Origin of the sequence: Thauera propionica, assembly GCF_002245655.1 — a bacterium.
Taxonomy (GTDB): Bacteria; Pseudomonadota; Gammaproteobacteria; order Burkholderiales; family Rhodocyclaceae; genus Thauera; species Thauera propionica.
Window position 1 is genome coordinate 149,561 of the sequence record NZ_NOIH01000010.1, and the last position, 26,538, is coordinate 176,098.

Genomic DNA, 26,538 nt, shown 5'->3' on the forward strand with positions numbered 1-26,538 from the left:
GCGCGCCCCTTGGCGCGCGCTGCTTTTTCGTGCACCGCCGCGTGCTAGAATCCGGCGCTCGAATCAATCGATTCCCCCTTTCCCATTTCAGACGGGCAAGCCATGTTCTCCTCGCAAGACACCCTCGCCAAAGTCGATCCCGAGCTGTGGTCCGCCATCCAGGCCGAAAACAAGCGCCAGGAAGACCACATCGAACTGATCGCCTCCGAAAACTACGTTTCCCACGCGGTGATGGAAGCCCAGGGCTCCCAACTCACCAACAAGTACGCCGAGGGCTATCCCGGCAAGCGCTACTACGGTGGTTGCGAGCACGTCGACGTCGCAGAACAGCTGGCCATCGAGCGCCTGAAGACGCTGTTCGGCGCCGAAGCCGCGAACGTGCAGCCGAACTCCGGCTCGCAGGCCAACCAGGCCGTGCTGATGGCCTTCGCCAAGCCGGGCGACACCATCATGGGCATGAGCCTGGCCGAAGGCGGCCACCTTACCCATGGCATGCCGCTGAACATGTCGGGCAAATGGTTCAACGTCGTCGCCTACGGTCTCAACGAAAAGGAAGAGATCGATTACGACGCGATGGAGCGCCTCGCACGCGAGCACAAGCCGAAGATCATCATCGCCGGCGCCTCGGCCTACGCACTGCGCATCGATTTCGAGCGCTTCGCCAGGATCGCAAAGGAAGTCGGCGCCATCTTCTGGGTCGACATGGCGCACTACGCCGGCCTGATCGCCGCGGGCTTCTACCCGAACCCGGTGCCGCACGCCGACGTCGTCACCTCGACCACCCACAAGACGCTGCGCGGTCCGCGCGGCGGCATCATCCTGATGAAGGCCGAACACGAGAAGGCGCTGAACTCGGCGATCTTCCCCGGCCTGCAGGGTGGCCCGCTGATGCACGTCATCGCCGCCAAGGCGGTCGCCTTCAAGGAAGCCGCTTCGCCCGAGTTCCGTGACTACCAGGAACAGGTGATCGCCAATGCCCGCGTGATGGCGCGCGTGCTGTCGGAAGAGCGCGGCCTGCGCATCGTTTCCGGCCGCACCGAGTCCCACGTCTTCCTGGTCGACCTGCGCAACAAGAAGATCACCGGAAAGGCCGCCGAAGCGGTGCTGGGCAGCGCCCACATCACGGTGAACAAGAACTCGATTCCGAACGACCCCGAGAAGCCCTTCACCACCTCGGGCATCCGCATTGGTTCGCCGGCGATGACCACCCGTGGCTTCACCGAGATCGAAGCCGAGAAGATCGCTCACCTGATCGCCGACGTGCTCGACGCGCCGGAAGACCAGGCAGTGATCGAGCGCGTGCGCGGCCAGGTGGCCGAGCTGTGCGCGAAGTTCCCGGTCTACGGCAAGTAAGCCGCCTGGCGGGGTGCGCATCGAGACGACGCCCGCCCCGCCCGCCAGCGCCTTCCGGCCATGAAATGCCCCTTCTGCGGTGACCCCAATACCCAGGTCACCGACACGCGCGAGAACGAGGACGGCGACGTCGTCCGCCGCCGCCGTCGCTGCGTGAAGTGCGACAAGCGCTTCACCACCTACGAGCGCATCGATCTCAAGATGCCGCACATCGTCAAGCGCAACGGCAACCGCACCGAGTTCGACCACGCCAAACTCGCCGGCAGCATGAAGCTGGCGCTACGCAAGCGCCCCGTCACGATCGAGGACATCGACGCAGCGGTCGACCGCATCGAGGCCCGCCTGCTGGCAATGGGCGAGCAGGAAGTCCCGAGCGAAAAAATCGGCGAACTGGTGATGAAGGAGCTCAAGAAGCTCGACAAGGTCGCCTACATCCGTTTCGCATCGGTCTATCGCAACTTTGCCGACGTGGACGAGTTCTCCGAGGTCATCCGCGAGGTGCAGGCCCGTCCGCGCCGCGGCAAGGCTGGCAAGGCCGGTCCGGATCCCGAACATGACCTTTTCGGCAGCTGACCATGCTGCCATGGCGCGCGCGCTGCAGCTCGCCGCCCTGGGTCTGAACACCACCTCGCCGAATCCGCGCGTGGGCTGCGTGCTCGTGCGCGACGGCATCACGGTCGGCGAAGGCTGGCATCGGCGCGCAGGCGAGGCTCACGCCGAGATCCATGCCTTGCGCCAAGCCGGCGCGGCCGCACAGGGCGCCACCGCCTACGTCACGCTCGAACCCTGCTCGCACTTCGGTCGCACCCCGCCGTGCGCCGACGCGCTGATCGACGCCGGCGTGGCCCGCGTCGTCGCGGCCATGGAAGACCCCAATCCGCTCGTGGCTGGGCGTGGCATGGCACGCCTGCGCGCAGCCGGCATCGTCACGGAGCATGGCCTGCTGGAGAATGACGCGCGCGAAATGAACATTGGCTTCGTGGCGCGCATGACGCGCGGCCGGCCGTGGCTGCGCCTGAAAGCAGCCGCCAGCCTCGATGGGAAGACCGCGCTGCAGAACGGCGTCAGCCAGTGGATCACCGGCCCCGAGGCCCGACGCGACGGCCACGCCTGGCGCGCCCGCGCCTGCGCGGTGCTGACCGGGATCGGTACGGTCAAGGAAGACGACCCCCAGCTCACGGTGCGCGACGTGCCCTGCGAGCGCCAGCCGCTGCGCATCCTGATCGACGCCCGGCTCGATGTGTCGCCCACCGCCCGCATCCTGCAGGGCGAACCGATCCTGATTGCCACCGCGAGCGAGGATTCGGCCCGCCATGCCGGGCTGTCGGCCGCCGGCCACCGCCTGATCGTGCTGCCGAACCCGGCGGGCAAGGTCGACCTGCCGCGGCTGATGAACGAACTGGGTGCCCTCGGACTCAACGAGATCCACGCCGAGGCGGGCTTCAAGCTCAACGGCTCGCTGCTGCGCGAAGGCTGTGTGGACGAGCTGCTCCTCTACATGGCGCCGATGCTGGTTGGCGACGCTGCCCACGGACTATTCAACCTGGCCGCGCTGACCAAGCTGGAAGATGCAACCCGGCTGGAATTGCGCGACGTTCGCCAGGTCGGACGCGACATTCGCGTCGTCGCCCGCCTGCCGCGCGCCTAACGCTCCTCCGTCGTACCGCAGACAGCGCAGCCCGGGTCGCGCCCGAAGTCGACGCTGCGCCACTCCATCGCCAGCCCGTCGAGCAGAAGCAACCGGCCCGTGAGCAGCGTTCCGCAGCCGACGATCAGCTTGAGCGCCTCGGCCGCCTGGGTGGTACCGATCATGCCGACGATGGGGGCAAACACCCCCATCACCGCGCAGCGCACCTCCTCGATGTCCTCGCCCTCGGGAAACAGGCAGTGATAGCAGGCGGCCTCAGGGTCACGCATGTCGAACACCGACACCTGCCCATCGAAGCGGATGGCAGCCCCCGAGACCAGCGGCTTGCGATGCTTCACGCAGGCGCGATTGACCGCGTGGCGGGTTGCGAAGTTGTCGCAACAATCGAGCACGACGTCCGCCGCGGCAACCTGTTCGTCGAGCGCGACACCTTCAAGCCGCGTGTGCAGCGGCACGACGTTGGCGAGCGGATTGATGCGCTGCAGGCTCGCCCGCGCCGACTCCACCTTGGGACGGTCGACCATCTTGGTCGAGTGCATGATCTGGCGCTGCAGGTTGGTGAGATCCACCGTGTCGTTGTCGGCAATCACCAGTGTGCCCACGCCCGCCGAGGCCAGATACATCGCTACCGGCGAGCCCAATCCACCTGCGCCGATCACGAGCACCTTGGCGTTCAGGATAGCTTCCTGCCCCTCGACCCCGATCTCGGGCAACAGGATGTGGCGGCTGTAGCGCAGCAGCTGGTCGTCGTTCATGGATACGGGTCTGTTGGCTTACTTGTATTCGCGCAGATCGACCGGCGTGTCGTCGTGATCGCCGTGCGCGTGCTGGTCCCAGGCCTGGATGTAGACCTCGTGCGATTGCTTGATCAGGCGTTCCGGGGAAATCAGGTTGTGGCGCTGCGTTTCTTCACAGAAGTACACGAGCGCACGGACCAGCTTCGAATACAGTGCGTTGTCGAGCGCATAGCCCGCTTCCCGCAGCGCGTCCTCGAGCGTCTCGAGCGAATAGTCCAGCACGGAGTAACGAACGCGCAGGCACAGCGGATCCTGAGTCCGCTCGACGTGCAGATCCTTCAGCACCCGCAGCGCCAGCCACGCGCGTTCGACCTGCCCCGGAGGCAAGGCCTTGAAGCGGATGTCCCGCTCCTTCTCGATGCCTGTACCTGGCGCAGGATGGTCGTGATGCCTGCCTGCCAGCTTGTAGGCGGTCTCCCGACGCATCACGCTCCCCCTGTAGCCTTATGGTTTTTTATTCTGGACGATCTGCAGCCCCTTGAGAAGGTTGATCGCCTGCATCAGCTGGTGATCGTCCTTGCTGGCAAGCTCGAAACGTGCCGCCTCGGCCTCGTCGTCACCATTGTCCTGCCCGGCTTCCTTTCTGGCCTTCTTCTCGGCCTCGGGATCCTTGTCGTTGCCCAGATGCCCTTGCAGATCAGCCTCGCGCACCCGGCGGCTGGAGCCGTTCGCGCTCTCCTCGACGACGATGTCCGGCTCGATACCCTTGGCCTGGATCGAGCGACCGCTCGGGGTGTAGTAGCGAGCGGTCGTGAGCTTGATCGCGGTACTGTTGTTGAGCGGCAGGATGGTCTGCACCGAACCCTTGCCGAAGGTCTGCGTACCCATCACGACGGCACGCTTGTGATCCTGCAGCGCCCCGGCCACGATCTCGGACGCCGAGGCCGACCCGCCATTGACCAGCACCACCATCGGCACGTCCTTCGCCGCCGGCGGCAACCGGCGCAGGAAATCGTCGCGCGAGCCACGGAGGTAGTCCTCAGGCGTCGCGCGGTATTCACGCTTGGCATCCTCGGTGCGGCCGTCGGTCGAAACGACCAGTTCGCCGGCCGGCAGGAAGGCCGCCGAAACGCCCACCGCGCCGTGCAGCAAGCCGCCCGGGTCATTGCGCAGATCGAGCACCAGACCGGATAGCGGCCCCTCGGCGGTGAGCTTGCCCAGGTGCTGTACGACCGACGCCGCGGTGTTTTCCTGGAACTGGGCGACGCGCAGATACGCATAGCCAGGCTCGACGAGCTTGGACTTCACGCTCTGCACCTTGATGACTTCGCGCGTCAGCGTCAGCACGATCGGGCGACTCTCGCCCTTGCGCATGATGGTCAGCGTGATGTCGGTCTTGGGCTTGCCGCGCATGCGCTTGACCGCATCGTTCAGGCTCATGCCCTTCACCGGCGTGTCGTCGAGCTTGACGATCAGATCACCCGCCTGGACGCCGGCGCGGAAGGCCGGTGTGTCCTCGATCGGCGAGATGACCTTGACGAAGCCGTCTTCCATGCCGACCTCTATGCCGAGCCCGCCGAACTCGCCCTGCGTGCCAACCTGCAGATCCTTGAAGGCCTCGGCGTCGAGATAGGCGGAATGCGGGTCCAGCCCCGAAAGCATGCCGCTGATCGAGTCGACGATCAGCTTCTTGTCCTCGACCGGCTCGACGTAGCCCTGCTTGATCGCATTGAACACGTCGGCATACGCGCGCAACTCCTCGACCGGCAGCGGCACTTGCGTCGTGCGGTCGGCATTGGCGGAGAAATTGAGACTGAGCATCACGCCGGCGAACACGCCAGTCATGACAAGGCCGAACTGTTTCAGCTTGCTGCGCATGAGAACTCCATCGGGGAAGCGGCCCTTGCCCTTCACGCCGGATTAACTAGTTGAGTCGCACCCACTGCATCGGATCGAGCGGACGACCCTGATGACGGAGCTCGAAGTATAAACCCGATTCCCCGCCCCCTCCGCTGGTGCCCACGCTGGCGATGGCGTCGCCGCCGGCCACCGCATCGCCCACCTCTTTCAGCAGCGCATCGTTGTTGCCATAGACCGAAAGATAGTCGCCGCCGTGATCAACGATGATCAAATTGCCATAGCCCCGCAGCCAGTCGGAATACACCACTTCACCCCCGGCGACGGCCCTGACGTCTGCACCGGTGCCGGCCCGGATGAACACCCCCTTCCAGGTCGTGCCACCTTCCGCCCTTGGAGCACCAAAGCGCCCCACGAGTTCTCCGCGTACGGGAAAACGCAGCTGGCCGCGAAGCTGGGCAAAGCGCACGCCGGTCGGCGTCGCACCGGCGCTGCTGCGGACCTCGCCAACAACGGGTTCGACCCGCTTCGGCGCGGGGGCGGGGGCACGGCCGGCCGGCGCAGAGGCGCTACCCGCATTGGCCTGCGCCTGTGCCGCAGCGCGCTCCGCCGCGGCACGCTCCTCGGCAGCCCGTCGTTCGGCCGCACGCTGTTCGGCCAGGCGCCGCGCGGCCTCCCGTGCCGCCGCCTCGCGGGCACGCTTGACGAGCGTGTCGATCACGCGGGCAAGGCGCTGCTCGTCCTCGCGCAGCGTCGCAACCTCCCGCTTCTGGGTCTGCAACTGCCTGGACAGCGCGGCAAGCGCGTCCTTGCGCTGCACCAGACTCGCCTCGAGCAGGGCGCGCTGGGCGCGCTGGTCGGCCTCCAGCGCGGCGAGACTGTCACGGCGGGCGAGGATTTCCTGCGCCCGCTGCTCGGTATCGCGCAGGTCAGCGCGCATCGCCTCGAGCAGCGCCAGCCGGGCGCGGCCGAGATGCTCGAGGTAGTAAGCGTCGCGTGCAAGCTGGTTGGGATCCCGGGCGGACAGCAAGGGGGCCACGCTGTCGGCCGCACCATTCAGATAGTGCCGACGAAGCCACTCGGCCAGCTCTTCGCGCCGCGCCGCAATCCGCCCCTCGACCTCACGCTGCGCCTGCTCGAGCGCCGCCAGCCGTGCTTCAGCCTCGGCGCGCTCGCGCTCGAGTTGCAGCGCTCGGCGCTGGGCTCGCGAAACCTCGCGCTCCGAATCGGCGACGGCCTTCGCCGCACCCGAGCGATTCGCCTCGGTGCGCGACATCTCCTGCTGCAGCTCGCGAATCCGCTTCTTCAGGTCATCGAGGTCGGAGCGCTTGTCGGCAATCTCGCCGCTGGCCTGCGCCCACACCGGAGTCGGCATCACGCCGGACGCCAGCACGCAACCGAAGGCAAGGGCTGCCAGATAGCGACGACCAGCCAGGCTCATGAAGCGCGGGTTCCGGGTGAATACGTGGGAGAGTGGGCGAGCCGGCGAGAGCAAACGACAATCGTTCGCGGACTGCGCAAGACCCGAACGCGTTATTTTATACTAGCGCTTTACGTCGGCCCGCCCCATCGTGAACAAAGACGACATTTTCACGCTCATCGACAAGCATGAGCACATCGAGACCGCAGCACGCGCGCTCAAGGCCATTGCCCACCCCTTGCGACTCAAGATCCTGTGCGTGCTCGGCGAAGGCGAAGTCTGCGTGCAGGACATCGTCGACGCGGTGGGCACTTCGCAGAGCAACATCTCCCAGCACCTTGCCATCCTGCGTGACAAGGACGTACTGCAGACGCGCAAGGATGCAAACCGCGTGTTCTATCGCGTGGGCGATCCGCGCACGCTGCAGCTCGTTTCCCTGATGAGGGAAGTCTTCTGCGGCGTCGACAACGACGACAACTAACCCCTAACCGGAGCACCCCAATTCGTGGAATTCCTGCAACAGAACTGGTACTGGGCCGCCTTGGCCGCCGCAAGCGGCAGCTGGCTGATGGTCGAACTGATTCGCGGCCGCGGTGACAAGAGCCAGATTTCCCCGGTCGAAGCCACCCTGCTTATCAACCGCGAAGACGCGATCGTCATCGACGTCCGCGAGCAGGGCGAATACGCACAGGGGCACGTGCCCAACGCGCGCCATATCCCGCTGGGTGAGATTTCGCGTCGCAGCGCCGAAATGGAGAAGTGGAAGGATCATCCGCTGATCCTGTGCTGCGCCAGTGGCGCACGCTCGGCCGCGGCCGGCGCCCAGTTGCGCAAGGCCGGTTTCGACAAGATCTACAACTTGAGAGGCGGCATGGCCGAATGGGAAAAGGCCGGCCAGCCCATCAGCCGCAAGCGGAAATGAGCATGCAGCCTGATATCCGCATGTACGCCACCGCGGTGTGCCCGTACTGCGTGCGCGCCGAACAACTGCTACGCAGCAAGGGCGTCGCCGACATCGAGAAGATCCGCATCGACCTCGACCCGGCCCAACGCGACCACATGATGCAGCTCACCGGACGTCGCACGGTTCCTCAGATCTTCATTGGCGACTACCATGTCGGCGGCTGCGATGATCTGTATGCCCTCGACCGCGCCGGCAAGCTCGACCCCTTGCTGCGCGGAGAACCAGCCTGATCCGCCGTCAGTCACCCACTTCCCAGCCCATTCACCGGACCCAATTCAATGTCTGAAAACGCGCAACCCGTCTTCTCGATCGAAAAACTCTACGTCAAGGACCTGTCGGTCGAAGTGCCCGGCGCGCCGCAGATCTTCCTCGAGCGCGAGGCACCCCAGGTCAACGTCCAACTGCGCACCGAGGGCCAGAACGTGGACGACGGCGTCTATGAAGTAACACTGACGGTCACCGTGTCGGCCAAGATCGGCGAAGATCGCAGCCTGTTCCTCGTCGAGGTTGCGCAGGCCGGCATCTTCCAGATCCGCAACGTGCCCGAAGCCGACCTAGAGCCGGTGATGATGATCGGCTGCCCGAACATCCTCTTCCCGTACGCACGCGAAGCCGTGTCCGACGCCGTCACCCGCGCGGGCTTCCAGCCGGTGCTGCTGTCGCCGGTCAACTTCGAGGCGCTCTATCAGTCGCAGCGCCAGAAAGTCGCCCAGCAAGCCACGGGCGAAGTGCCGATCCAGTGACGAGGCTTCAACCCATGAAGCGCCTGCGCCGATCCTCCCTGCCCCGCCTTGCCACGATGCTCGTCGCACTCGCCGGCGCATCGGTCGGCACGGCGCAGGCCATCGAGTTCCGCTCGCTGAGCGAGCCCGCGATCATGTATGACGCCCCCTCCGAGCAGGGCAAGCGTCTCTTCATCCTGCGGCCCGGCACGCCGGTGGAAGTCGTCGTCACGCTGGACAAGTGGATCAAGGTGCGCGAGCCGGGCGGCTCGCTCAACTGGGTCGAGCGCCGAGTGCTGGCCAATCGCCGCACGGTGCTGGTGACAGCCGAGCGCGCTGCCGTCCGGCGCGAGGCGCGCGACGACGCCCCGCTCAGTTTCGAGGCGGCGCGCAACGTCGTGCTCGAGCTGGCCGAACCGCCGAGCCTCGGCTGGGTAAAGGTTCGCCACGCCGACGGCCTCATCGGTTACATCCGCGCGGGCGACATATGGGGGCTGTAAGCCGCCAGCGCATCGCGGTGTTCGGCGCCGGCGCCTGGGGCACCGCGCTGGCGCAGGCCTTCAGCGGCACGCACGACGTGCGCCTGTGGGGGCGCGACTCGGCGCATCTGCAGACCATGGCGCGGACGCGCGAGAACCGTCGCTACCTGCCCGACGTGCGCCTTCACGACGCACTGATCTTCGAGCCCGACTTCACCCTCGCCGCCCAGTCCGCCGACCTGCATCTGGTCGTGACGCCGCTGGCCGGCCTCCGTGACACGGTGCGCGAGCTGCACCGGCTCAGGCCACGCACGCCACTGATATGGGCGTGCAAGGGCCTCGAAGCCGGCACCGGCCGCCTGCCGCACGAAATCGTTGCCGAAGAACTCGGCAGAGACGCCGCTTGCGGTGTGCTCACCGGCCCGAGCTTTGCCGCCGAAGTCGCGCGTGGCCTTCCAACGGCCATCACGCTCGCCGCTGGCGACGAGCAGTTTGCCAGCCGCTGGGTGGCGACGCTGCACCAGCCGCGACTTCGGATCTACGCCAACACCGACCTGGTCGGCTGCGAGATCGGCGGCGCCATCAAGAACGTCATGGCGATTGCTGCCGGCGTCTCGGACGGCCTGGGTTTCGGACTCAACGCACGCGCCGCGCTCATCACACGCGGCCTCGCGGAGATCGCCCGCCTCGCCGCTGCACTCGGCGGCCGCAGCGAAACCCTGATGGGTCTCACCGGCATGGGCGACCTGATCCTCACCTGCACCGGCGACCTGTCGCGCAACCGTCGCGTCGGCCTGGAACTGGCCAAGGGCAGCACGCTGACCGATATCCTGCGTGACCTGGGCCACGTCGCCGAAGGGGTGTCCACGGCGCGCGAGGTCGTGACACTTGCCCGCAGCAAGGGGGTCGAGATGCCGATCTGCGAAGCGGTCGATGCCCTGCTGCATCACGGACTCGACGCCCGCAGCGCGGTCGAGCGCCTGCTCGCGCGCGATCCGCGGCACGAATAACCCCCTGTTCGGCTACGCTGCCCCGGCGAAGCCCTGCTGACGCCAGGCCTCATACACCACCACCGCCACTGCGTTGGACAGATTGACGCTGCGGTTGGTGGGCCGCATCGGTATGCGGATCCGCATGTCGGCGGCGAACTGCTCCAGCATCTCCGCAGGCAGCCCCCGGCTCTCCGGCCCGAACACCAGCACGTCGCCTTCGCGGTAGTCCACGCTGTCATGACGGCGCGAGCCGCGCGTGGTCAGCGCGAAGAAGCGCCGTCCCTCCAGTGCAGCACGGCACGCACCCCAGTCGCGATGCACGGTCACGCAAGTGAGATCGTGGTAATCCAGCCCGGCGCGGGCCAGATGCTTGTCGGACAGGTCGAATCCGAGCGGCTCGATCAGGTGGAGCCGGCTGCCGGTATTGGCCGCGAGGCGGATGATGTTGCCGGTGTTGGGCGGGATCTCGGGCTGGAAGAGAACGATTTCGAACATCGTGCAGGGGCTTTCGGTCTGCGCCTGGCCGGCGCGAAGGCCGCAACTGTAGCTCAGCCCGGCATCGGCGTGCGTGCCACGACGAGATTCCCGACCCAGCCGGCCCCCTGACGCTTGAGGCAGCGCGCGAGCTCGTCAAGCGTGGCGCCGGTCGTCATCACATCATCGACCACCAGCACCCGCGCACCAGCCAGGACCAGGTCGCAGTCGAACGCCCCGCGCGGACTGCGGAGCCGTTCCTCCCGATCGAGCGTCGCCTGCGCGGGCGTATCTCGCACCCTCTTCACCCGCGCCAGTTCCATCGGCAGGCCCGACGCCCTGGCCAGCAGCCGCGCAATCTCGACCGCCTGGTTGAAACCGCGGTCGGCCAGCCGCCGCGCATGCAGCGGCATCGGCACGAGGAGATCCGCGCGACGGGCGAATTCGCTGCCGACGGCGCACAGCTCCTGGGCAAGGTAGCGCGCCACCGACAACTGGTGGCCGTACTTCAGCCCGTGGACCAGCCGATCGACCGGAAAGGCGTAATCGAACAGCGCCAGCGTGGCATCGTAGTGCGGCGGCTCACGCAGGCACTGTGCGCAGGGGCCACCGTTGAGGCCCGGCAACGCGCAGACCGGACAGGCGGTGGGCGGCCGCCGTGGAAGCTCGCTGCAACAGTCCGTACACAGGCCGTCAGGCCCTGCCGGCTCGCCGCAGAGGAGGCAATCCTGCGGCATCAGGACGTCCAGGACGCGGGCAAGCAGGCGGCGGGAGTCACGGGCTAGGTTTGACAAGATTTCCGGCCTTGGCAGAACATGCGAACCTCGCAATTACAGCCCCTCGCGCCGGAAATGACAACGACTTCGACTGCGCCGTCCGACGCCGGGCACTTCTCACTCGACCATCGTCTGCTGCGACGACGCTTCGAGAACGCCGCTCCGCGCTGCGACGAGACCGATGTCGTGGTGCGTGAGATCTCGCGGCGCATGGACGAACGCCTCGACTACATCCGCATCGAGCCGCGACGCATCCTCGACCTTGGCTGCGGCACTGGCGCCGATCTGCCGAGACTGGCACAGCGGTTTCCACACGCCACACTCCTCGCGGCCGACTTCGCCGCCCAGATGGTCACTCGCGCCGGCGTGCGATTGCGGGCCGAAGCGCGGCAGCCTGGCCTGCTGCGCCGCCTGCTGGGCGGCAACCCGCCTTCCCTGCCCCACCTCGTCGCCTCGGCCGACGCCCTGCCCCTGGCCCGCGGCAGCCTCGGATTGGTGTGGTCCAACCTGATGTTTCCAGCCCTGGACGATCCGCTGCCTGCGCTGAAGGAGATCCACCGCACGCTCGAGGTCGGTGGCCTGCTGATGTTCTCGACCCTGGGCCCCGATTCGCTGAAGGAACTGCGGACTTGCCTGCCGAACTCGGCCGGCGAACGTGTTCATCGCTTCATCGACATGCACGACCTTGGTGATGCGCTGGTGGGCGCCGGCTTCTCCGACCCGGTGATGGACATGGAGATCCTTACGCTGACCTACGCTGACCTCGACGGCCTGCTGCACGACCTGCGCGCAAGCGGCGCTGCCAATGCGGCTTCGACGCGGCCGCGCGGCCTGTCGGGCCGCGCCGGCTGGGCAAAGGCTCGCGCCGCCTACGAAGCCCTGCGCCAGAATGGTCGTCTGCCGGCTACGCTGGAGATCATTCAGGGCCACGCTTGGAAAGCCGCCCCCAAGACCACCGAGGACGGACGCAGCATCGTCCGCTTCCAGCCCCGTCCGGCAACGCGCTGACCGACCGTCACACGCCCCGCCGCGACACGTCCCACTGCCCAGAGCCCATGCATTCCGACCCCGTCTGGCTGTTCGACCTCGACAACACGCTGCACAACGCCAGCCCGCACATCTTCCCGCACATCAATCGCAGCATGACCGCCTATCTCGAACAGCACCTCGCGCTGTCGAGGGAGGAAGCCAACACTCTGCGTATGCAGTACTGGCACCGCTACGGCGCCACGCTGCTCGGACTGATGCGACACCATGGCACGGACCCGCGGCACTTCCTGGTAGAGACGCATCGCTTCGAGCGCCTGCACGAGATGATGGTGTTCGACCGCGCGCTGCGCGGCATGCTGCGCAAGCTGCCGGGACGCCGCTTCGTGTTCTCGAACGCACCGCGCCACTACGCGCTGGCCGTGCTCGACATCATGGGCATCCTTGACCTGTTCGAGGACGTGATCGGAATCGAGGACCTCGACTACCACCCCAAACCCGGGATTCGCGGCTATCGCAAACTCCTGTCGTCGCGCCGGCTGAATCCCGCGCGCTGCATCATGCTGGAGGATTCAGCGGTCAACCTGCGCACGGCCAAGCGCCTGGGCATGCGCACCGTGCTCGTCGGCCGGAACCTGCGCACCCCGGCCTACGTCGACGTCAAGCTCGCCTCGATCCTGGATCTCAGACGCGCACTCGGCCGCCTGCTGGGCTGAAGCTCACCCCAGCCGCATCAGCACGGCACCCTTGCCGTAGCCTTCCGGCAGCGCCTGCGCGCAGGGGACGAACCCCAGCCGGCGCCAGAAGCCAACCGCATCGGCCAGCGCCACCAGTTGCAGGCCCCGGTGCCCCGCTGCCCGCGACCAGTCCAGCACCTGCGCAAACAGCTGACCTCCCAGCCGCTCACCGCGCGCGCGCGGTGAGACGGCAAGGTCGTGCAGGAAGCCGTGGTCAGCCACAGGGGGTAGCGTCACGATCGGAGCATGCAGCCGGGGAGCATCCGCAGACCACGGATGGGCAAAGACATAACCGAGACCGACGCCATCGCGCTCGGCGAACCAGCAGGCGTCCGGCGCGAGGCGCAGCTTGCGGCCAAGCACCTGGGCGGACTCCTGGTAGTCGTCGCCGTAGGCCTCGCGCTGGATACGGAGCACCGCATCGAGGTCGTCCATGCGCATCACCCGCAGTGTCACGGACGATGCATCCGACACCCGCGCGATCACGCGCCGGACTTCATCCAGCGCGCAGCGTCGAGCGCGTAGTAGGTCAGGATGCCGTCGGCGCCGGCGCGCTTGAACGACAGCAGGGCCTCCATCGCGCAGGCCTTCTCGTCGAGCCAGCCATTGGCCCCGGCCGCCTTCAGCATCGCGTATTCGCCGCTGACCTGATAGACGTAGGTCGGCACCTCGAGCTCGCGCTTCACGCGACGCACGATGTCCAGGTAGGGCATGCCGGGCTTGACCATGAACATGTCGGCCCCTTCGGCGATGTCGAGCGCGACCTCGCGGATCGCCTCGTCGCTGTTGGCCGGGTCCATCTGGTAGGTGTACTTGTTGCCCTTGCCGAGGTTGCCGGCCGACCCCACGGCGTCGCGGAACGGACCGTAGAAGCTCGAGGCGTACTTGGCCGAATAGGCGAGGATGCGGGTATGGATGTGGCCGGCGCGGTCGAGTTCGGTGCGGATGCGACCGATGCGGCCGTCCATCATGTCCGACGGCGCCACCACGTCGGCGCCTGCCTCGGCGTGGCACAGGGCCTGCTTCGCCAGCGCTTCGAGCGTCTCGTCGTTCATGACGTAGCCGCGCGGGTCCCGCGGGTCGATCAGGCCGTCCTGGCCGTGGCTGGTGTAGGGGTCGAGCGCGACGTCGGTGATCACGCCCAGCTCCGGGAAGCGCGCCTTGAGCGCCTGCACCGTGCGCGGCACCAAGCCGTCCGGGTTCCACGCTTCTTCGGCGCCGTCGGTCTTGCCCGCGGCGTCGATCACAGGGAACAGCGCCAGCGCCGGGACGCCCAGCGTCAGCGCCTGCTCCGCCACCAGCAGCAGCCGGTCAATCGACACCCGCTCGACACCCGGCATCGACGCCACCGATTCGGTGCGCTGCTCGCCGTCGAGGACGAACACCGGGAAGATCAGGTCGTTGGCCGTGAGCACGTTCTCGCGCATCAGGCGGCGGGAAAAGTTGTCGCGGCGCATGCGGCGCATGCGGGTTGCAGGGAAGGCTCCAGTCGGTCGCATCGGAATCTCGTGATCTGGTTGATTTCGCTCCGCTTTCCCGCTGCCGCGACACATGCGGTAACGGATGAACTACGGAACTTTCGTTATTGGCGGTCTATCTTAGCAAGCAGACGGCAGCGCGCCCCCGCGTCATCCCGTCTCCCGCTTCACCTCCCTGAGCGGGTGCCCCATGCCAGTGGGGCATTTTCACCCCCGGCTACTCCCCTGGTCGGGGGTTTTTGTTTTCTGGGTCGGTGACGGCCAGTTCCGCGTCGGCCGAAGGCGCTTCGATCGCGGGCTCGCCCAGACCCAGCCAGCCAGCGATCACGCGTTCGGCCTCGTCGACCCCGCTCTTCTTCAGGCTCGAGAACAACTGGACCGTCACTTGCGGCCCGAGCGGCGCAAGCTGGCGCCTGACGTCCTGCAGCACGCCGGCCGCAGCGCCGCGCGAGAGCTTGTCGCTCTTGGTCAGCAACACGTGCATCGGCCGCCCCGACGGCGCAAACCAGTCGATCATCTGCCGGTCGAGCGGCGTCAGCGGGTGACGCGAGTCCATGATCAGCACCAGACCGATCAGGCTTTCGCGTTTCTTGAGGTAGTTCTCGATCAGCCCCTGCCACTGCCTGCGCACCTTCTCGGGCACCGCGGCATAGCCGTAGCCGGGCAGGTCGACCATCAGCGCGCCGCTGTTGAGGCGGAAGAAGTTGATGAGTTGCGTACGGCCGGGCGTCTTCGAGACGAAGGCAAGGCGGACATGGCCCGCAAGCGTGTTTATCGCGCTCGACTTGCCCGCGTTCGAGCGCCCTGCAAAGGCGATCTCCGCGCCGGAGGGGGGCGGCAAGCCAGACGGCTTGGCGATCGATATCTCGAATTGTGCGTTGCGGAACAGGGGCATGAAAAAAAGGGGCAAAAGGCCGGCGGACTGCGGTACAAAGCCCACATCGCATCGCGCAAGGCGGGTTTCCTGATATAGAATACCGCGTTTGAAACAATCACTCACGGCTTTCCGAGGACATCATGATCAAGCGTTCCCTGCTGCTCTCGTCCCTGTTGCTTGTCGCCGGCGGCCTGCAGGCCCAGGACCAGGCTCCGGACCTCGCCAAGGCGAAACAGACCGCCGAAACGATCTGCGTCGCCTGCCACGGCGCTGACGGCAACAGCCAGCTGTCGGCCAACCCGAAGCTCGCCGGACAGCACGAGGACTACCTCTACAAGCAGCTGCGCGAGTTCAAGGGCTGGGACGGCAACAAGCCCGCGCGTGAGAACGCGGTGATGACGGCGATGGTCGCCGGCCTCGAAGATGCCGACATGAAGGGCCTGGCAAAGTACTTTGCGTCCTTCGAGCTGCAACCCGAGCCGGCCAAGAACCTCGAGACCATCGAACTCGGCCAGAAGATCTGGCGCGCCGGCATCGCATCGAAGGGCGTGCCCGCCTGTGCCGCCTGCCATGGTCCTGCCGGCGCAGGCCTCCCCGCCCAGTACCCCCGCCTGTCGGGCCAGTTCGCCGAGTACACCGAAGCCCAGCTCAAGGCCTTCCGTGACGGCGGCCGCGACAACGACCCGAACCGCATGATGCGCATGATTGCGCTGAAGATGACCGACGCCGAGATGAAGGCAGTCGCCGACTTCGCCGCCGGCCTGCGCTGAGCGCTCCAGTCTTTGACGAGTCCCGTGGAGGGGTGGATTGCTCCACCCCTTTTTCTTTTTCCGGCCGGCCCTGCGCAGGATATTTGACGCCATGGCCGACGCCCTGACCCAATGCCCGGGGGCCTGATGCAACGCGGCACCTCACGCGCCCTGTTCGAGCTGCTGAGCTCGATGCGCTTCGCCATCAGCCTGCTGACCATCCTGTCGATCGCCTCGGTGATCGGCACCGTCATCAAGCAGAACGAACCCTTCAACGCCTACCTGAACCAGTTCGGTCCGTTCTGGTTCCCGGTGTTCGACAAGCTCGGCCTGTACTCGGTTTACAACGCGCCGTGGTTCCTCGTCATCCTTGCCTTCCTCGTGCTGTCGACCTCGCTGTGCATCGCGCGCCAGTCGGCCCCGATGCTGCGCGAGATGCGCCACTTCCGCGAGCACGCGCGCGAGGCCTCGCTGCGCCAGTTCGGACATCAGGCGAGCTTCGCACCCGCGCTCGAGGGCGCGGCGGCCGTCGAGCGCACCCAGGCCTACCTCGCGCGTGCGGGCTTCCAGTTCCGCGCCAATCCGCGCAGTGATGGCACGCTGGTGGCCGCCAAGCAGGGCAGCGCCGGCCGCCTCGGCTACTTCCTCGCTCACGGCGCCATCGTTCTGATCTGCATCGGCGGCCTGCTCGACGGCGACCTGCCGCTCAGGATCCAGATCTGGGCCGGCGACAAACAGCCCACCACCGGCAACCAGCTCATCGCCAGCATTCCCGACTCGGCGCGAATGAGCGAATCCAACCCGAGCTTCCGCGGCAACGTCTTCATCCCCGAGGGCCGATCGGCGAACGTCGCGGTACTCGCAGTGGGCGACAACATCCTGCTGCAGGAACTGCCCTTCACGATCTCGCTGAAGAAGTTCCACATCGACCACTACGAAAACGGCATGCCCAAGCGCTTCGCCAGCGACATCCTCGTCACCGACGACGAGACCGGCGAGAGCTTCGAGCACACCGTCGAGGTCAACAAGCCGCTCGAGCATCGCGGCATCACGCTCTACCAGTCGAGCTTCGACGATGGCGGTTCCATCCTCGAACTCGTCGGCCACAGCCTGCTGGTGGGCGAAACCGGCAAGTTGCTCGAGTTCAAGGCCGAGGTCGGCGAGGCGCGCCAGATCGAGCACCCGAAGTTCAGGTACACGCTCGAACTGACGAACTTCAGGGCCTTCAACATCGAGGACATGGGCGAAGGCGGCAATGCGACGGAGACCGCGCGCGGCATGGCCAAGCTGCAGGAGCACCTCGGCAGCGGCGCGAAAACGCCGCACGAGAAGGACCTGCGCAACATCGGCCCGAGCTACACCTTCAAGCTGCGCGACGAAGCCGGCCAGGCGCGCGAGTTCCAGAACTACATGCTGCCGATCGTGCAGGGCGGCCGCTGGTTCATGTATTCGGGCACGCGCGATGCACAGTCCGACCCCTTCCGCTACATCCGCCTGCCGCTGGACGAAGACGGCCGCATCGACACCTGGTTCGCGCTGCGTCAGATGATGTTCGATCCGGAGAATCGCGCCGAGATCGCCGCACGCTTTGCCGCGCGCAGCTTCGGCCTCGATGACGCCCGCGCCCCGATGCGCGACGCGCTGGCCCAAACCGCCGCGCACACGCTGACGCTTTTCGCCGACCGCGGCTACGAGTCGGTGGGCCGCTTCCTCGAGAGCACCGTCGCCGCCACAGAACAGGAACGCGCCGCCGACGTGTTCGTGAAGATCCTGCAAGGCCTCGCCTGGGAAGCCTGGGCGCTGGCGCGCGAGCGCAGCGGCATGATGCCGCTCGAGCTGAACCAGGCGCGCGCCCAGTACCTCAACGACACGCTGGCTGCGCTCTCGGACAGCCTGTTCTACGGCGTGCCGGTCTTCCTGCAGCTGATGTCCTACGAGGAGCGCCAGGCCACGGTGCTGCAGGCCACCCGCTCGCCGGGCCAGCCGCTCGTGTATCTGGGCTCGCTGCTGCTGGTGCTGGGCGTGTTCGCGATGCTGTACATCCGCGAGCGCCGCCTCTTTGTGCTGCTCAAGCCGAACGAAGCCCTGGTGGCGATGTCTTCCAACCGCAAGGCGATGGATGTCGACGAGACCTTCCAGCGCCACGTCGATGGCCTGCGCGCCGCGCTCGGCACGGCGCCCACCGATTCAACCCTTGCCGCAACCGACCCCGTCAGAGGTTCATGATGGACATCGCCCAGCCTCGCCCCTCCGGCCCGACCAACCTGCCACCCGAGGCCCTGCCGCCCCAGCGGCACTGGCTCCGCCAGCTCGGCACGCTCGACTGGCTCTACGCCCTCGCTCTGGTGCTCGGCGCGATCTTCGCGCTGCGCGAGTACGGCGATTTCATGGACGTGTACGACAAGGGCATCCTGATCCTGCACGTACCGATCCTCGCCGCGATCGGCTGGCACTGGAAGGCTTTCCGCCCTTACCTCGCCGCCGTCACCGTGCTGTCGCTGACCGCGATCACCCTCTACCACGGCGACCTGGCGCGTGCCGAGCAGACCTTCTTCCTCAAGTACCTGATCTCGAGCCAGACCGCGATCATGTGGATGAGCGCGCTCATCTTCATCGCCACCGGCGCCTACTGGCTGGGCCTGCTGGCGCGGTCGGACTTCGGCGATCGCACTGGCACGGCGCTGACCTGGATCGCAGTCGTGATGGGCACGACCGGCCTCTTCGTGCGCTGGTACGAGTCCTACCTGGTCGGCCCGGACGTCGGCCACATCCCCATCAGCAATCTGTACGAAGTCTTCGTGCTGTTCTCGCTGATCACCGCCCTGCTCTACCTGTACTACGAACTGCGCTACGCCACGCGCAAGCTTGGCGCTTTCGTGATGCTGGTGATCTCGGCCGCGGTTGCCTTCCTGCTTTGGTACACCTTCACCCGCGGTGCGCACGAGATCCAGCCCCTGATTCCCGCCCTGCAGTCGTACTGGATGAAGGTGCATGTGCCGACCAACTTCGTCGGCTACGGCGCCTTCGCGCTGGCGGCGATGGTCGGTAGCGCCTATCTGCTGGCCGAGCGCGGCATCCTCGCCTCGCGTCTGCCTGCGCTGCGCGTACTCGAAGACGTGATGTACAAGTCGATCGCGATCGGCTTCGCCTTCTTCACCATCGCCACCATCCTCGGTGCGCTGTGGGCTGCCGAGGCCTGGGGCACCTACTGGCAGTGGGACCCGAAGGAAACCTGGGCGCTGATCGTGTGGCTGAACTACGCCACCTGGCTGCACATGCGCCTCACCAAGGGCCTGCGCGGCGCCGTACTGGCGTGGTGGGCGGTGGTCGGCCTGCTGGTGACGACCTTCGCCTTCGTCGGCGTCAACATGTTCCTGTCCGGCCTGCACTCCTACGGCGCGCTCTGACCGGCGCCGAACTCACGCCTTGCGGGGACGGGACAGCACCTCCAGTTCCGCCGCGCTGAACCCTGCCGCCCGCCGCGCCTCGACGTGCAGCGGCGGCTGCGGGCGCGGCGCACGGAAGTCGTCGATCAGCTTCAGATAGGTCGCCTCCGGCTCCAGCCCGCGCGCCGCGCATTGCTGGCGGAACCAGTGGTCGCCGATGGCGACATGGCCGATCTCGTCGTGCAGGATGATCTCCAGGACGGCGACGCTCCCGGTGTCGCCGACCGCCTTCAGCTTCTTCATGATCGGCGGTGTCGCATCCAGCCCGCGTGCCTCGAGCACCCGCGGCACCAGCGCCATGCGCGCCAGCAGGTCGTGCGCAGTGCGGCAGGCCATCTCCCACAGACCATCGTGCGCGGGGAAATCGCCATAGTCGAAACCGAGCCTTGCAGGCGTGCCACCACCAGCCCGAAGTGATAGGCCTCCTCGGCCGCGACCTTGAGCCAGTCGTCGTGGAACGCGGGCGGCTGGCTGCGGAAGCGATGCACGCAGTCGAGCGCGAGATTGATGGCGTTGAACTCGATGTGCGCGATCGCGTGCAACAGCGCAGCATGGCCCTCGCGGCTCCCGGGGCGGCGCCCCGCCAGCTGCACCGGCGGCACGAGCTCGGGCCGTGCCGGACGCCCCGGCGCGCGCAGCGGCTCGAGAATGTCGGCCGCCTGCAGCTCAGTCAGGCTGCCCGCGCACCAGTCCTCGCGCAGCGCCAGGGTCGCCGCGCATTTGTGCTGCGGATCACTGATCATCAGGACGGCGAGCGCCGCATCATGTACCGAAGCTTGCATGGGCGCGAAGTCTAGCAAAAGGTCAAACCGCCGGCACCGCATCCACACCCTTGCCCCCGATGTGGGAAAATGGCGCCCGTCGCGACCCAGCCGGGTCGCCCCATCCCGGACCCACGCAGATGACTCAGCCCACTTCTGGCGGCGACGCCGGACGCAACTTCCTGAGTGTCACCGATGCGCGCAGCCTGATCCTCGACGCCCTGTCGCCGGTAGACGGTTGGGAGCGCGTGGCGGTACGCGCCGCGCTCGGCCGCGTGTTGGCACGCGACGTGATCGCGCCCTACAACGTGCCAGCGCATGACAACTCGGCGATGGACGGCTACGCCGTGCGCGCCGCCGACCTTGCGGCAAACGCGGAGACCGCGCTCGCAGTGGTCGGAACCGCCTTTGCCGGTCGGCCATTCTCCGGTATCGCCGGACCCGGCCAGGCCGTGCGCATCATGACCGGCGCCGCGATCCCGGAGGGCGCGGACACCATCGTCGTGCAGGAAGTCGCCCGCCGCGAGCACGACCGTGTCTTCGTCCCCGCCGGTCAGAAGCAGGGCCAGAACCTGCGCCGCGCCGGCGAAGATCTCGCCGAAGGCAGCATTGCGCTGGCGGCCGGCACGCGCTGCGGTCCGGCAGAACTAGGCCTGATCGCCTCGCTTGGCATCGCCGAGGTCGTCGTTCAGCGCCGGCTCCGCGTGGCCTTCTTCTCCACCGGCGACGAGATCGCGTCCATCGGCCGGCCGCTGGCGCCGGGCGAGGTCTATGACAGCAACCGCTACACGCTGTTCGGGGCGCTATCGCGCCTGGGCTGCGACCTGCTCGACATGGGCGTCGTGCCCGACGAGCCGGCCGCGCTCGAGGCCGCCTTCCGCGACGCCTCGCTGGCGGCCGACGTCATCATCACCAGCGGCGGCGTGTCGGTGGGTGAGGCGGATTTCATCCGCGAGATGATGGCGCGCATGGGCGAGGTGTCGTTCTGGAAGCTGGCGATCAAGCCCGGCCGGCCAATGGCCTTCGGCCGCATCGGGGACGCCGTGCTGTTCGGCCTGCCCGGCAACCCGGTGGCGGTGATGGTGACCTTCTACCAGTTCGTGCAGGACGCGCTGCTGACGCTGATGGGCGTCACCCCGCTGCCGCCGGCCGAACGCTTCCCGGTACGGGCGGACTTCGCCCTGCGCAAGCAGCCCGGCCGCGTCGAGTACCTGCGCGGACGCCTGCAGCGCGACGATACCCAACTCTCCGTCGCCATGGCCGGCGCTCAGGGCTCGGGCGTTTTGCGCTCGATGTCCGAAGCCGACTGCTTCGTCGTGTTGCCGGAGGATTGCACCGCAGTCCAGCCCGGCGACACCGTTTTCGTTCAACCCTTCCACGGCCTGGTCTGAAGAGACCGGGAAACACACATGACCCAGGACGAACTCAAGAAAGCCGCCGCCCTCGCCGCCCTCGACTACATCGAGGACGGCAGCATCGTCGGCGTCGGCACCGGCTCGACGGTGAACCACTTCATCGACGGCCTCGCCGGCATGCGCAACCGCATCCGCGGCGCCGTCTCCAGCTCCGAAGCCAGCTCGAAACGGCTCGCCGCGCACGGCATCCAGGTGTTCGATCTCAACGACATCGACAGCATCCCGGTCTATGTCGATGGCGCCGACGAGATCGACGGCGGCTTCGCGATGATCAAGGGCGGCGGTGGCGCACTGACTCGCGAGAAGATCGTCGCCGCGGTGTCGAAGCGCTTCGTATGCATCTGCGACGCCAGCAAGCGCGTGCTGACGCTCGGCCGCTTCCCGCTGCCGGTCGAGGTCATCCCGATGGCCCGCAGCCACGTCGCCCGAGAACTCGCCCGCCTTGGCGGCGAACCGCGCCTTCGCGAAGGCTTCGTGACCGACAACGGCAACCTGATCGTCGACGTGCACGGGCTGGCGATCAGCGACCCGGTCAGCACGGAAACCCGCATCAACCAGATCGTCGGCGTGGTCACCAACGGCCTCTTCGCCGAGCGCGGCGCCGACCTGCTGCTGCTGGCCGGCAGCCAGGGCGTGGAACGCCTGCAACGCCCCTGACCCGATGGCGCGGAGGTTTCAGCGGCATGACTTGCAACAAAAACTTAACCTTGTGCTGCTAGCCTCTGCGCTTCCCTCGAAAGGATCATGGCGAAGATGACGGAACACACCTACAAGCAGTTCAACGTCGAACTGGAAGAAATCCGCAGCGGCGTGCTGCAAATGGGCGGACTGGTCGAGTCGCAGGTCAAGAACGCGCTCGAAGGCCTGCGCACCGGCGACCTCACCTTGCTCGACCAGGTCATCGACGAGGACCAGCGCGTCAACCTGATGCAGAAGGAACTCGACGACGAGTGCAACCACATCATCGCCAAGCGCCAGCCGGCCGCAATCGACTTGCGCCTGGTGATGACCGTCATCAAGTCGGTCGGCGACCTCGAGCGCATCGGCGACGAAGCGAAGAAGATCGCCAAGGCCGCGAAGCGACTGCACACGAGCGAAGTCACCTTCACCCCGCGCATCGACCTGTCGCATGCTGCCCAGCTCGCTTTGTCGATGCTGCATGCGGCGCTGGACGCCTTCGCCCGTGCCGATGCCAGCATTGCGCCGCGCATCAAGAGCCAGGATGCCGAGGTCGACGCGAGCTTCAAGGCTGTCATGCGCCAGCTGATCACCTACATGATGGAAGATCCGCGCACCATCACCAACAGCCTCGAGCTCCTGTTCACCGCCAAGGCGATCGAACGCGTGGGCGACCATGCGATGAACATCGCCGAGTACGTGGTCTTCCTCGTGCAGGGCGAGGACGTGCGTTACGCGAAGGCTGAAGCCCGGCTCGGCGACAAGAGCTGATACGGACAGCGGCCGCCCCGGCGGCGGCAGGCAACAAAAAGGGATGGCCGCGCCATCCCTTTTTTGCTTTGCGGCGCGCGACGGACGCTGTCCGCCGCCCCGCCCTTACTGCGCAGGCGGAACGTAGCCGCTGATCTGGTCGGCGCCGCCCTCGAAGAAGTGCTTCTCCATCTGCTCGGCCAGGTATTTGCGCGCACGCGCGTCCATGAGGTTCAGGCGGTTCTCGTTGATCAGCATGGTCTGGTACTTGACCCACTGCTGCCACGCTTCCTTCGACACGCTGTCGAAGATGCGCTTGCCGAGCGCGCCCGGCACCGGGGGAAGATCCAGGCCTTCCGCCTCGCGACCGAGTTTCACGCAATTAACCATGCGAGCCATGTTCATTCCTCTCTGCTATCGGGTTCATCGGAGCTCGAAGCCGACATTCTAGCGGATTCGCCGGCTACCCTCCCGGACAGCGTCCAGCGGTTGCGTCCCTCTGACTTCGAGCGGTACATGGCCTCGTCGGCCGCCGAGACCAGCGCCTCGGCATCCAGGCCGTTGTCCGGAAACACCGCGATGCCGATACTGGCCGTGACACCCGCCGGTTTGCCCTCGAAGCAGAACGCCAACCCCGCCACCGCCTCACCGAGACGGCTCGCAAGTTCGGCCAGGGCCTCCGGCTGCGCATCGGGCACGAGCATCGCGAACTCGTCACCGCCGATGCGGAAGAACATCTCGTGTCGACGCACGATACGGCTGACTGACTCTGCAAGTCGCACCAGCACCTCGTCGCCCGCCTGGTGTCCGAACTCGTCGTTGATCGGCTTGAAACCGTCCAGGTCGATGCCGAGCAGGCCCACGGCATGCCCGCGCCGAGTCGCATCGGCCAGCATGCGCTCGAGCTCTTCGTGGAAACGGCGACGGTTGTACAGGTTGGTGAGCGGATCGCGCTCGGCCATCTCGACCAGTTGTGCAGAAATGCGACGCGCCTCGGTAACGTCCTCGTAGATCCACACCCGGCCGATGCCGCGACCTTCGACCGCCCCCTCGACGACTGCCGAGCGATCGGTGACGATGCGCCCGTCGGCAAAGTGGAATTCAAACGCCTCGCTGACGCGCTGGTGCGTCTCGACCACCTCCGCGATGTGGGCGAAATAGGCATCCGGATCGGCAAGCCGCGCCCTGATCGTCTCCTGCACCACGCTCTCGCGCGAGCCGATCAGGTGCGCATCCGGCGGATAACCCCAGATCTCGAGCATGGCGCGGTTGTAGTACAGCACGCGCTTGTCCTGGTCCATGAAGAGAATGCCGAGCCGGATGAGGTTGAGCAGCGCCGCCAGGCGCTGGCGCTCGTCGTTGCTGCGCAGCAGGTAGTGCTCGCGCAGCGCCTGCGCACGGCGCAGCTCGGTGACCGTCTCCAGCAGCTTGTATTCGGTCTCCTTGCGTGCCTGGATGTCCTCGGCCGACAGGCGCAGCCGCCAGTGGCCGCCGCTTTCGACGCGCCGCCAGTGCGATGCGACCCACGCCGTCTCGCCGTCACGCCGCACGAAGCGCAACTCGAAATCCTGCGGCAGACCGTCGGCGGCAAGCTGCGCCACCGTCCGCGTGCAGTGGGTGCGGTCGGACTCGTGTACGATCAGCGCGAAAAGATCCGGCGCGGCCAGACAGTCAGCGGGCACGTAACCGGTCACCCGCTCGATCGACGGGCTGATCCACAGCAGCCGAAGCTGCTCGTCGAACAGTGCCTCGACACCGTGCACACCCTCGGCCACCTGGCGGCAGTATTCGTCCTGGGCGTTCGCCGCCTCGTCGGACGCAGCGCGCTTGGGCCACAGGATCATAGGGATTTCACGAAGACCTTGGAGCGACGCTGGAAGTTGTACAGCTCCCGCTTCTGTCGCGGCAAGGCCTCGGGGCCGATCTCGCTGAAACCGCGCTCGCGGAACCAGTGCGCGGTACGCGTGGTGAGCACGAACAGGCGCTCCAGGCGCTGCACACGGGCACGGCGCTCGATGCGCTTGAGCAACTGGTCGCCGAGGCCGGCCCGGCGGTACTCCGGCGTCACCGCAAGGCAGGCGAGCTCGGCCGCATTGTCCTCCGAGAACGGATAAAGCGCCGCGCAGCCCACCAGCACGCCATCGTGCTCGACCACGGTGAAACGCTCGATCTCCTGCTCCAGCAACTCGCGGCCACGACGCACGAGCGTGCCGTCCGCCTCCATCGGCGTGATCAAGGACACCAGCGCCGCCACATCATCGACCGTCGCCTCGCGCAGGCGGAACAGCGGGTCGCGCGACACCACCGTACCGACGCCGGCATGGGTGAAGAACTCGAGCAGCAGGCCGCCGTCCTTGTCGCGGTCGATCAGGTGGCAGCGCGCCACGCCCCGTCGCACGGCGCGGATCGCACAGGGCAGGAAGAGATGAAGGTCCTCGGTCAGCCCTTCGCCGGTCTCGATCTTGGACTGCGCCTCATCCGCGGTGACCGACTCCACGAGTTGCCCCTCTGCATCGAGCAGACCGGGCGCGTCGCACAGGTAGATGAGCTTCTCGGCCTTCAACGCCACCGCGACCGCCTCGGCCACCTCCTCCATCGCCAGGTTGAAGATCTCGCCCGCCGGCGACACGCCGAGCGGCGTGATCAGCACGACGTTCTGCTGGTCGAGGTCGGCGTTGATTTCCTCGGCGATGATCTTGCGCACCGCGCCGGTGTATTGGTAATCGACGCCATCGACCACGCCGACCGGGCGCGCGGTGATGAAGTTGCCGCCCGTCACGCGCATGTAGCTGCCGGCCATCGGCGTGTTGGGCAAGCCCTGCGACAGCAGCGCCTCGACCTCGAAACGGGTCACCGCCATGGCGGACTTGACGCATTCCAGCGCCTCGACGTCGGTCACGCGCAGGCCATGATGGAAACGCGGCTCCAGCCCGCGCCGCGCCAGTTCGACGTCGATCTGCGGCCGCGCGCCATGCACCAGCACCAGGCGGATGCCCAGCGCGGCCAGCAGGTTGCAGTCGTAGGCCAGGCTCTGTGCGCGCTCACCTGCCGCCACCTCGCCGCCGAAACCGACGACGAAGGTCTTGCCACGAAAGGCGTGGATGTAGGGGGCCGCGCCGCGCACCCAGGCGACGAACTGCGAGGTGGGGTCCTCGGTCGCCGGCACGGCCGGCGCAGCGGGTTTCGATTCAGCGTTCACGCATTCACCGCAACAGGGGCCGACAAGGCGGCCACGGAG

Annotated in this window: 29 protein-coding genes and 1 pseudogene; 17 read left to right on the plus strand and 13 right to left on the minus strand. The window is 66.9% G+C overall.

Annotated elements, in window-relative coordinates:
* The first annotated feature begins 102 nt into the window (after positions 1-102).
* The 3 genes from glyA to ribD are packed head-to-tail and all read left to right on the plus strand — an operon-like array spanning position 103 to position 3,001.
* Positions 103-1,353, plus strand: a complete 1,251-nt coding sequence (gene glyA, locus CGK74_RS10435; protein WP_094268421.1) for a serine hydroxymethyltransferase — start codon at positions 103-105, stop codon at positions 1,351-1,353.
* A 60-nt stretch (positions 1,354-1,413) separates the two neighbouring features.
* Positions 1,414-1,926, plus strand: a complete 513-nt coding sequence (gene nrdR / locus CGK74_RS10440; protein ID WP_094268422.1) for a transcriptional regulator NrdR — start codon at positions 1,414-1,416, stop codon at positions 1,924-1,926.
* Positions 1,907-3,001, plus strand: a complete 1,095-nt coding sequence (gene ribD / locus CGK74_RS10445; RefSeq protein WP_094268423.1) for a bifunctional diaminohydroxyphosphoribosylaminopyrimidine deaminase/5-amino-6-(5-phosphoribosylamino)uracil reductase RibD — start codon at positions 1,907-1,909, stop codon at positions 2,999-3,001. The genes nrdR and ribD overlap by 20 nt, the downstream gene beginning before the upstream one ends.
* On the opposite strand, the gene CGK74_RS10450 is transcribed toward ribD, so the two are convergent.
* From CGK74_RS10450 to CGK74_RS10465, 4 genes are read right to left on the minus strand one after another with little or no spacing between them, the layout of a single operon-like run.
* Positions 2,998-3,756, minus strand: coding sequence for a HesA/MoeB/ThiF family protein (locus tag CGK74_RS10450; RefSeq protein WP_094268424.1), 759 nt, complete (start codon positions 3,754-3,756; stop codon positions 2,998-3,000). The two genes, ribD and CGK74_RS10450, sit on opposite strands and share 4 nt — an antisense overlap.
* Before the next feature lie 18 nt (positions 3,757-3,774).
* The gene (locus CGK74_RS10455) at positions 3,775-4,224 is read right to left on the minus strand and encodes a hypothetical protein (RefSeq protein WP_094268425.1); all 450 of its coding nucleotides are present in this window, start codon (positions 4,222-4,224) and stop codon (positions 3,775-3,777) included.
* A gap of 18 nt (positions 4,225-4,242) precedes the next feature.
* Positions 4,243-5,616: a S41 family peptidase gene (locus CGK74_RS10460; RefSeq protein WP_094268426.1), complete on the minus strand. Its 1,374-nt coding sequence runs from the start codon at positions 5,614-5,616 to the stop codon at positions 4,243-4,245.
* 46 nt (positions 5,617-5,662) lie between these two features.
* Positions 5,663-7,036, minus strand: coding sequence for a murein hydrolase activator EnvC family protein (locus tag CGK74_RS10465; protein WP_094268427.1), 1,374 nt, complete (start codon positions 7,034-7,036; stop codon positions 5,663-5,665).
* A gap of 130 nt (positions 7,037-7,166) precedes the next feature.
* On the opposite strand from CGK74_RS10465, the gene CGK74_RS10470 reads away from it, so the two are divergent.
* Genes CGK74_RS10470 through CGK74_RS10495 form a run of 6 tightly spaced genes read left to right on the plus strand, consistent with a single transcriptional unit; the run spans position 7,167 to position 10,190 of the window.
* The gene (locus CGK74_RS10470; RefSeq protein WP_094268428.1) at positions 7,167-7,496 is read left to right on the plus strand and encodes an ArsR/SmtB family transcription factor; all 330 of its coding nucleotides are present in this window, start codon (positions 7,167-7,169) and stop codon (positions 7,494-7,496) included.
* Between the two features lie 24 nt (positions 7,497-7,520).
* Positions 7,521-7,937 (plus strand): rhodanese-like domain-containing protein, encoded by a 417-nt coding sequence (locus CGK74_RS10475; protein WP_094268429.1) that lies wholly within the window; start codon positions 7,521-7,523, stop codon positions 7,935-7,937.
* Positions 7,938-7,939: 2 nt separating this feature from the next.
* On the plus strand, positions 7,940-8,209 hold the full coding sequence (gene grxC, locus CGK74_RS10480) for a glutaredoxin 3 (protein WP_206186232.1): 270 nt from the start codon (positions 7,940-7,942) through the stop codon (positions 8,207-8,209).
* A 48-nt stretch (positions 8,210-8,257) separates the two neighbouring features.
* The gene (gene secB / locus CGK74_RS10485) at positions 8,258-8,722 is read left to right on the plus strand and encodes a protein-export chaperone SecB (protein WP_094268430.1); all 465 of its coding nucleotides are present in this window, start codon (positions 8,258-8,260) and stop codon (positions 8,720-8,722) included.
* A gap of 14 nt (positions 8,723-8,736) precedes the next feature.
* Positions 8,737-9,201 carry an SH3 domain-containing protein gene (locus CGK74_RS10490; RefSeq protein ID WP_094268431.1) on the plus strand — a complete coding sequence of 155 codons (465 nt, stop codon included), beginning with the start codon at positions 8,737-8,739 and terminating at the stop codon, positions 9,199-9,201.
* Positions 9,189-10,190 carry an NAD(P)H-dependent glycerol-3-phosphate dehydrogenase gene (locus tag CGK74_RS10495; protein ID WP_094268432.1) on the plus strand — a complete coding sequence of 334 codons (1,002 nt, stop codon included), beginning with the start codon at positions 9,189-9,191 and terminating at the stop codon, positions 10,188-10,190. Before CGK74_RS10490 ends, CGK74_RS10495 begins: the two co-directional genes overlap by 13 nt.
* 12 nt (positions 10,191-10,202) lie before the next feature.
* Here CGK74_RS10495 and CGK74_RS10500 read toward each other — a convergent pair whose 3' ends face one another.
* Entirely contained in the window at positions 10,203-10,667 is a 465-nt protein-coding gene (locus CGK74_RS10500) for a tRNA (cytidine(34)-2'-O)-methyltransferase (protein WP_094268433.1), read from the minus strand.
* Between the two features lie 53 nt (positions 10,668-10,720).
* Positions 10,721-11,440, minus strand: a complete 720-nt coding sequence (locus tag CGK74_RS10505; protein ID WP_094268434.1) for a ComF family protein — start codon at positions 11,438-11,440, stop codon at positions 10,721-10,723.
* A gap of 57 nt (positions 11,441-11,497) precedes the next feature.
* On the opposite strand from CGK74_RS10505, the gene CGK74_RS10510 reads away from it, so the two are divergent.
* Positions 11,498-12,430: a methyltransferase domain-containing protein gene (locus tag CGK74_RS10510; protein WP_094268435.1), complete on the plus strand. Its 933-nt coding sequence runs from the start codon at positions 11,498-11,500 to the stop codon at positions 12,428-12,430.
* A 47-nt stretch (positions 12,431-12,477) separates the two neighbouring features.
* Positions 12,478-13,125 (plus strand): pyrimidine 5'-nucleotidase, encoded by a 648-nt coding sequence (locus CGK74_RS10515; RefSeq protein WP_094268436.1) that lies wholly within the window; start codon positions 12,478-12,480, stop codon positions 13,123-13,125.
* Between the two features lie 3 nt (positions 13,126-13,128).
* Here CGK74_RS10515 and CGK74_RS10520 read toward each other — a convergent pair whose 3' ends face one another.
* The 3 genes from CGK74_RS10520 to yihA all read right to left on the minus strand — a co-directional run bounded on the left by CGK74_RS10520 (position 13,129) and on the right by yihA (position 15,519).
* Positions 13,129-13,602 (minus strand): GNAT family N-acetyltransferase, encoded by a 474-nt coding sequence (locus CGK74_RS10520; RefSeq protein WP_240498688.1) that lies wholly within the window; start codon positions 13,600-13,602, stop codon positions 13,129-13,131.
* A gap of 26 nt (positions 13,603-13,628) precedes the next feature.
* Complete coding sequence (hemB, locus tag CGK74_RS10525) at positions 13,629-14,645, minus strand: porphobilinogen synthase (RefSeq protein WP_094268438.1); 1,017 nt, start codon at positions 14,643-14,645, stop codon at positions 13,629-13,631.
* Positions 14,646-14,841: 196 nt separating this feature from the next.
* Positions 14,842-15,519, minus strand: a complete 678-nt coding sequence (yihA, locus tag CGK74_RS10530) for a ribosome biogenesis GTP-binding protein YihA/YsxC (RefSeq protein ID WP_106408402.1) — start codon at positions 15,517-15,519, stop codon at positions 14,842-14,844.
* A gap of 122 nt (positions 15,520-15,641) precedes the next feature.
* On the opposite strand from yihA, the gene CGK74_RS10535 reads away from it, so the two are divergent.
* The 3 genes from CGK74_RS10535 to ccsB all read left to right on the plus strand — a co-directional run bounded on the left by CGK74_RS10535 (position 15,642) and on the right by ccsB (position 19,657).
* Complete coding sequence (locus tag CGK74_RS10535; protein ID WP_094268439.1) at positions 15,642-16,271, plus strand: c-type cytochrome; 630 nt, start codon at positions 15,642-15,644, stop codon at positions 16,269-16,271.
* 126 nt (positions 16,272-16,397) lie between these two features.
* Positions 16,398-18,476 carry a cytochrome c biogenesis protein ResB gene (locus CGK74_RS10540; RefSeq protein ID WP_094268461.1) on the plus strand — a complete coding sequence of 693 codons (2,079 nt, stop codon included), beginning with the start codon at positions 16,398-16,400 and terminating at the stop codon, positions 18,474-18,476.
* Positions 18,473-19,657 (plus strand): c-type cytochrome biogenesis protein CcsB, encoded by a 1,185-nt coding sequence (gene ccsB, locus CGK74_RS10545; RefSeq protein WP_240498689.1) that lies wholly within the window; start codon positions 18,473-18,475, stop codon positions 19,655-19,657. The genes CGK74_RS10540 and ccsB overlap by 4 nt, the downstream gene beginning before the upstream one ends.
* Positions 19,658-19,669: 12 nt before the next feature.
* On the opposite strand, the pseudogene CGK74_RS10550 reads toward ccsB, so the two are convergent.
* Positions 19,670-20,520 (minus strand): annotated as a pseudogene (locus CGK74_RS10550) (ferritin-like domain-containing protein).
* Between the two features lie 77 nt (positions 20,521-20,597).
* Between CGK74_RS10550 and moeA the strand changes: the two are divergent.
* From moeA to phoU, 3 genes are all read left to right on the plus strand, one after another.
* A complete protein-coding gene (gene moeA / locus CGK74_RS10555) occupies positions 20,598-21,848 on the plus strand; it encodes a molybdopterin molybdotransferase MoeA (RefSeq protein WP_094268440.1) in 1,251 nt (416 codons plus the stop codon).
* A gap of 18 nt (positions 21,849-21,866) precedes the next feature.
* Positions 21,867-22,529: a ribose-5-phosphate isomerase RpiA gene (rpiA, locus tag CGK74_RS10560; protein ID WP_094268441.1), complete on the plus strand. Its 663-nt coding sequence runs from the start codon at positions 21,867-21,869 to the stop codon at positions 22,527-22,529.
* 96 nt (positions 22,530-22,625) lie between these two features.
* Complete coding sequence (gene phoU / locus CGK74_RS10565; RefSeq protein WP_094268462.1) at positions 22,626-23,321, plus strand: phosphate signaling complex protein PhoU; 696 nt, start codon at positions 22,626-22,628, stop codon at positions 23,319-23,321.
* Between the two features lie 105 nt (positions 23,322-23,426).
* Here the strand turns inward: phoU and CGK74_RS10570 are convergent, their stop codons facing one another.
* The 3 genes from CGK74_RS10570 to argA are packed head-to-tail and all read right to left on the minus strand — an operon-like array spanning position 23,427 to position 26,499.
* The gene (locus CGK74_RS10570) at positions 23,427-23,699 is read right to left on the minus strand and encodes an oxidative damage protection protein (RefSeq protein WP_094268463.1); all 273 of its coding nucleotides are present in this window, start codon (positions 23,697-23,699) and stop codon (positions 23,427-23,429) included.
* Positions 23,700-23,701: 2 nt separating this feature from the next.
* On the minus strand, positions 23,702-25,144 hold the full coding sequence (locus tag CGK74_RS10575; RefSeq protein WP_206186233.1) for a sensor domain-containing diguanylate cyclase: 1,443 nt from the start codon (positions 25,142-25,144) through the stop codon (positions 23,702-23,704).
* Positions 25,141-26,499, minus strand: a complete 1,359-nt coding sequence (argA, locus tag CGK74_RS10580; protein WP_240498690.1) for an amino-acid N-acetyltransferase — start codon at positions 26,497-26,499, stop codon at positions 25,141-25,143. The genes CGK74_RS10575 and argA overlap by 4 nt, the downstream gene beginning before the upstream one ends.
* Positions 26,500-26,538: the final 39 nt, after the last annotated feature.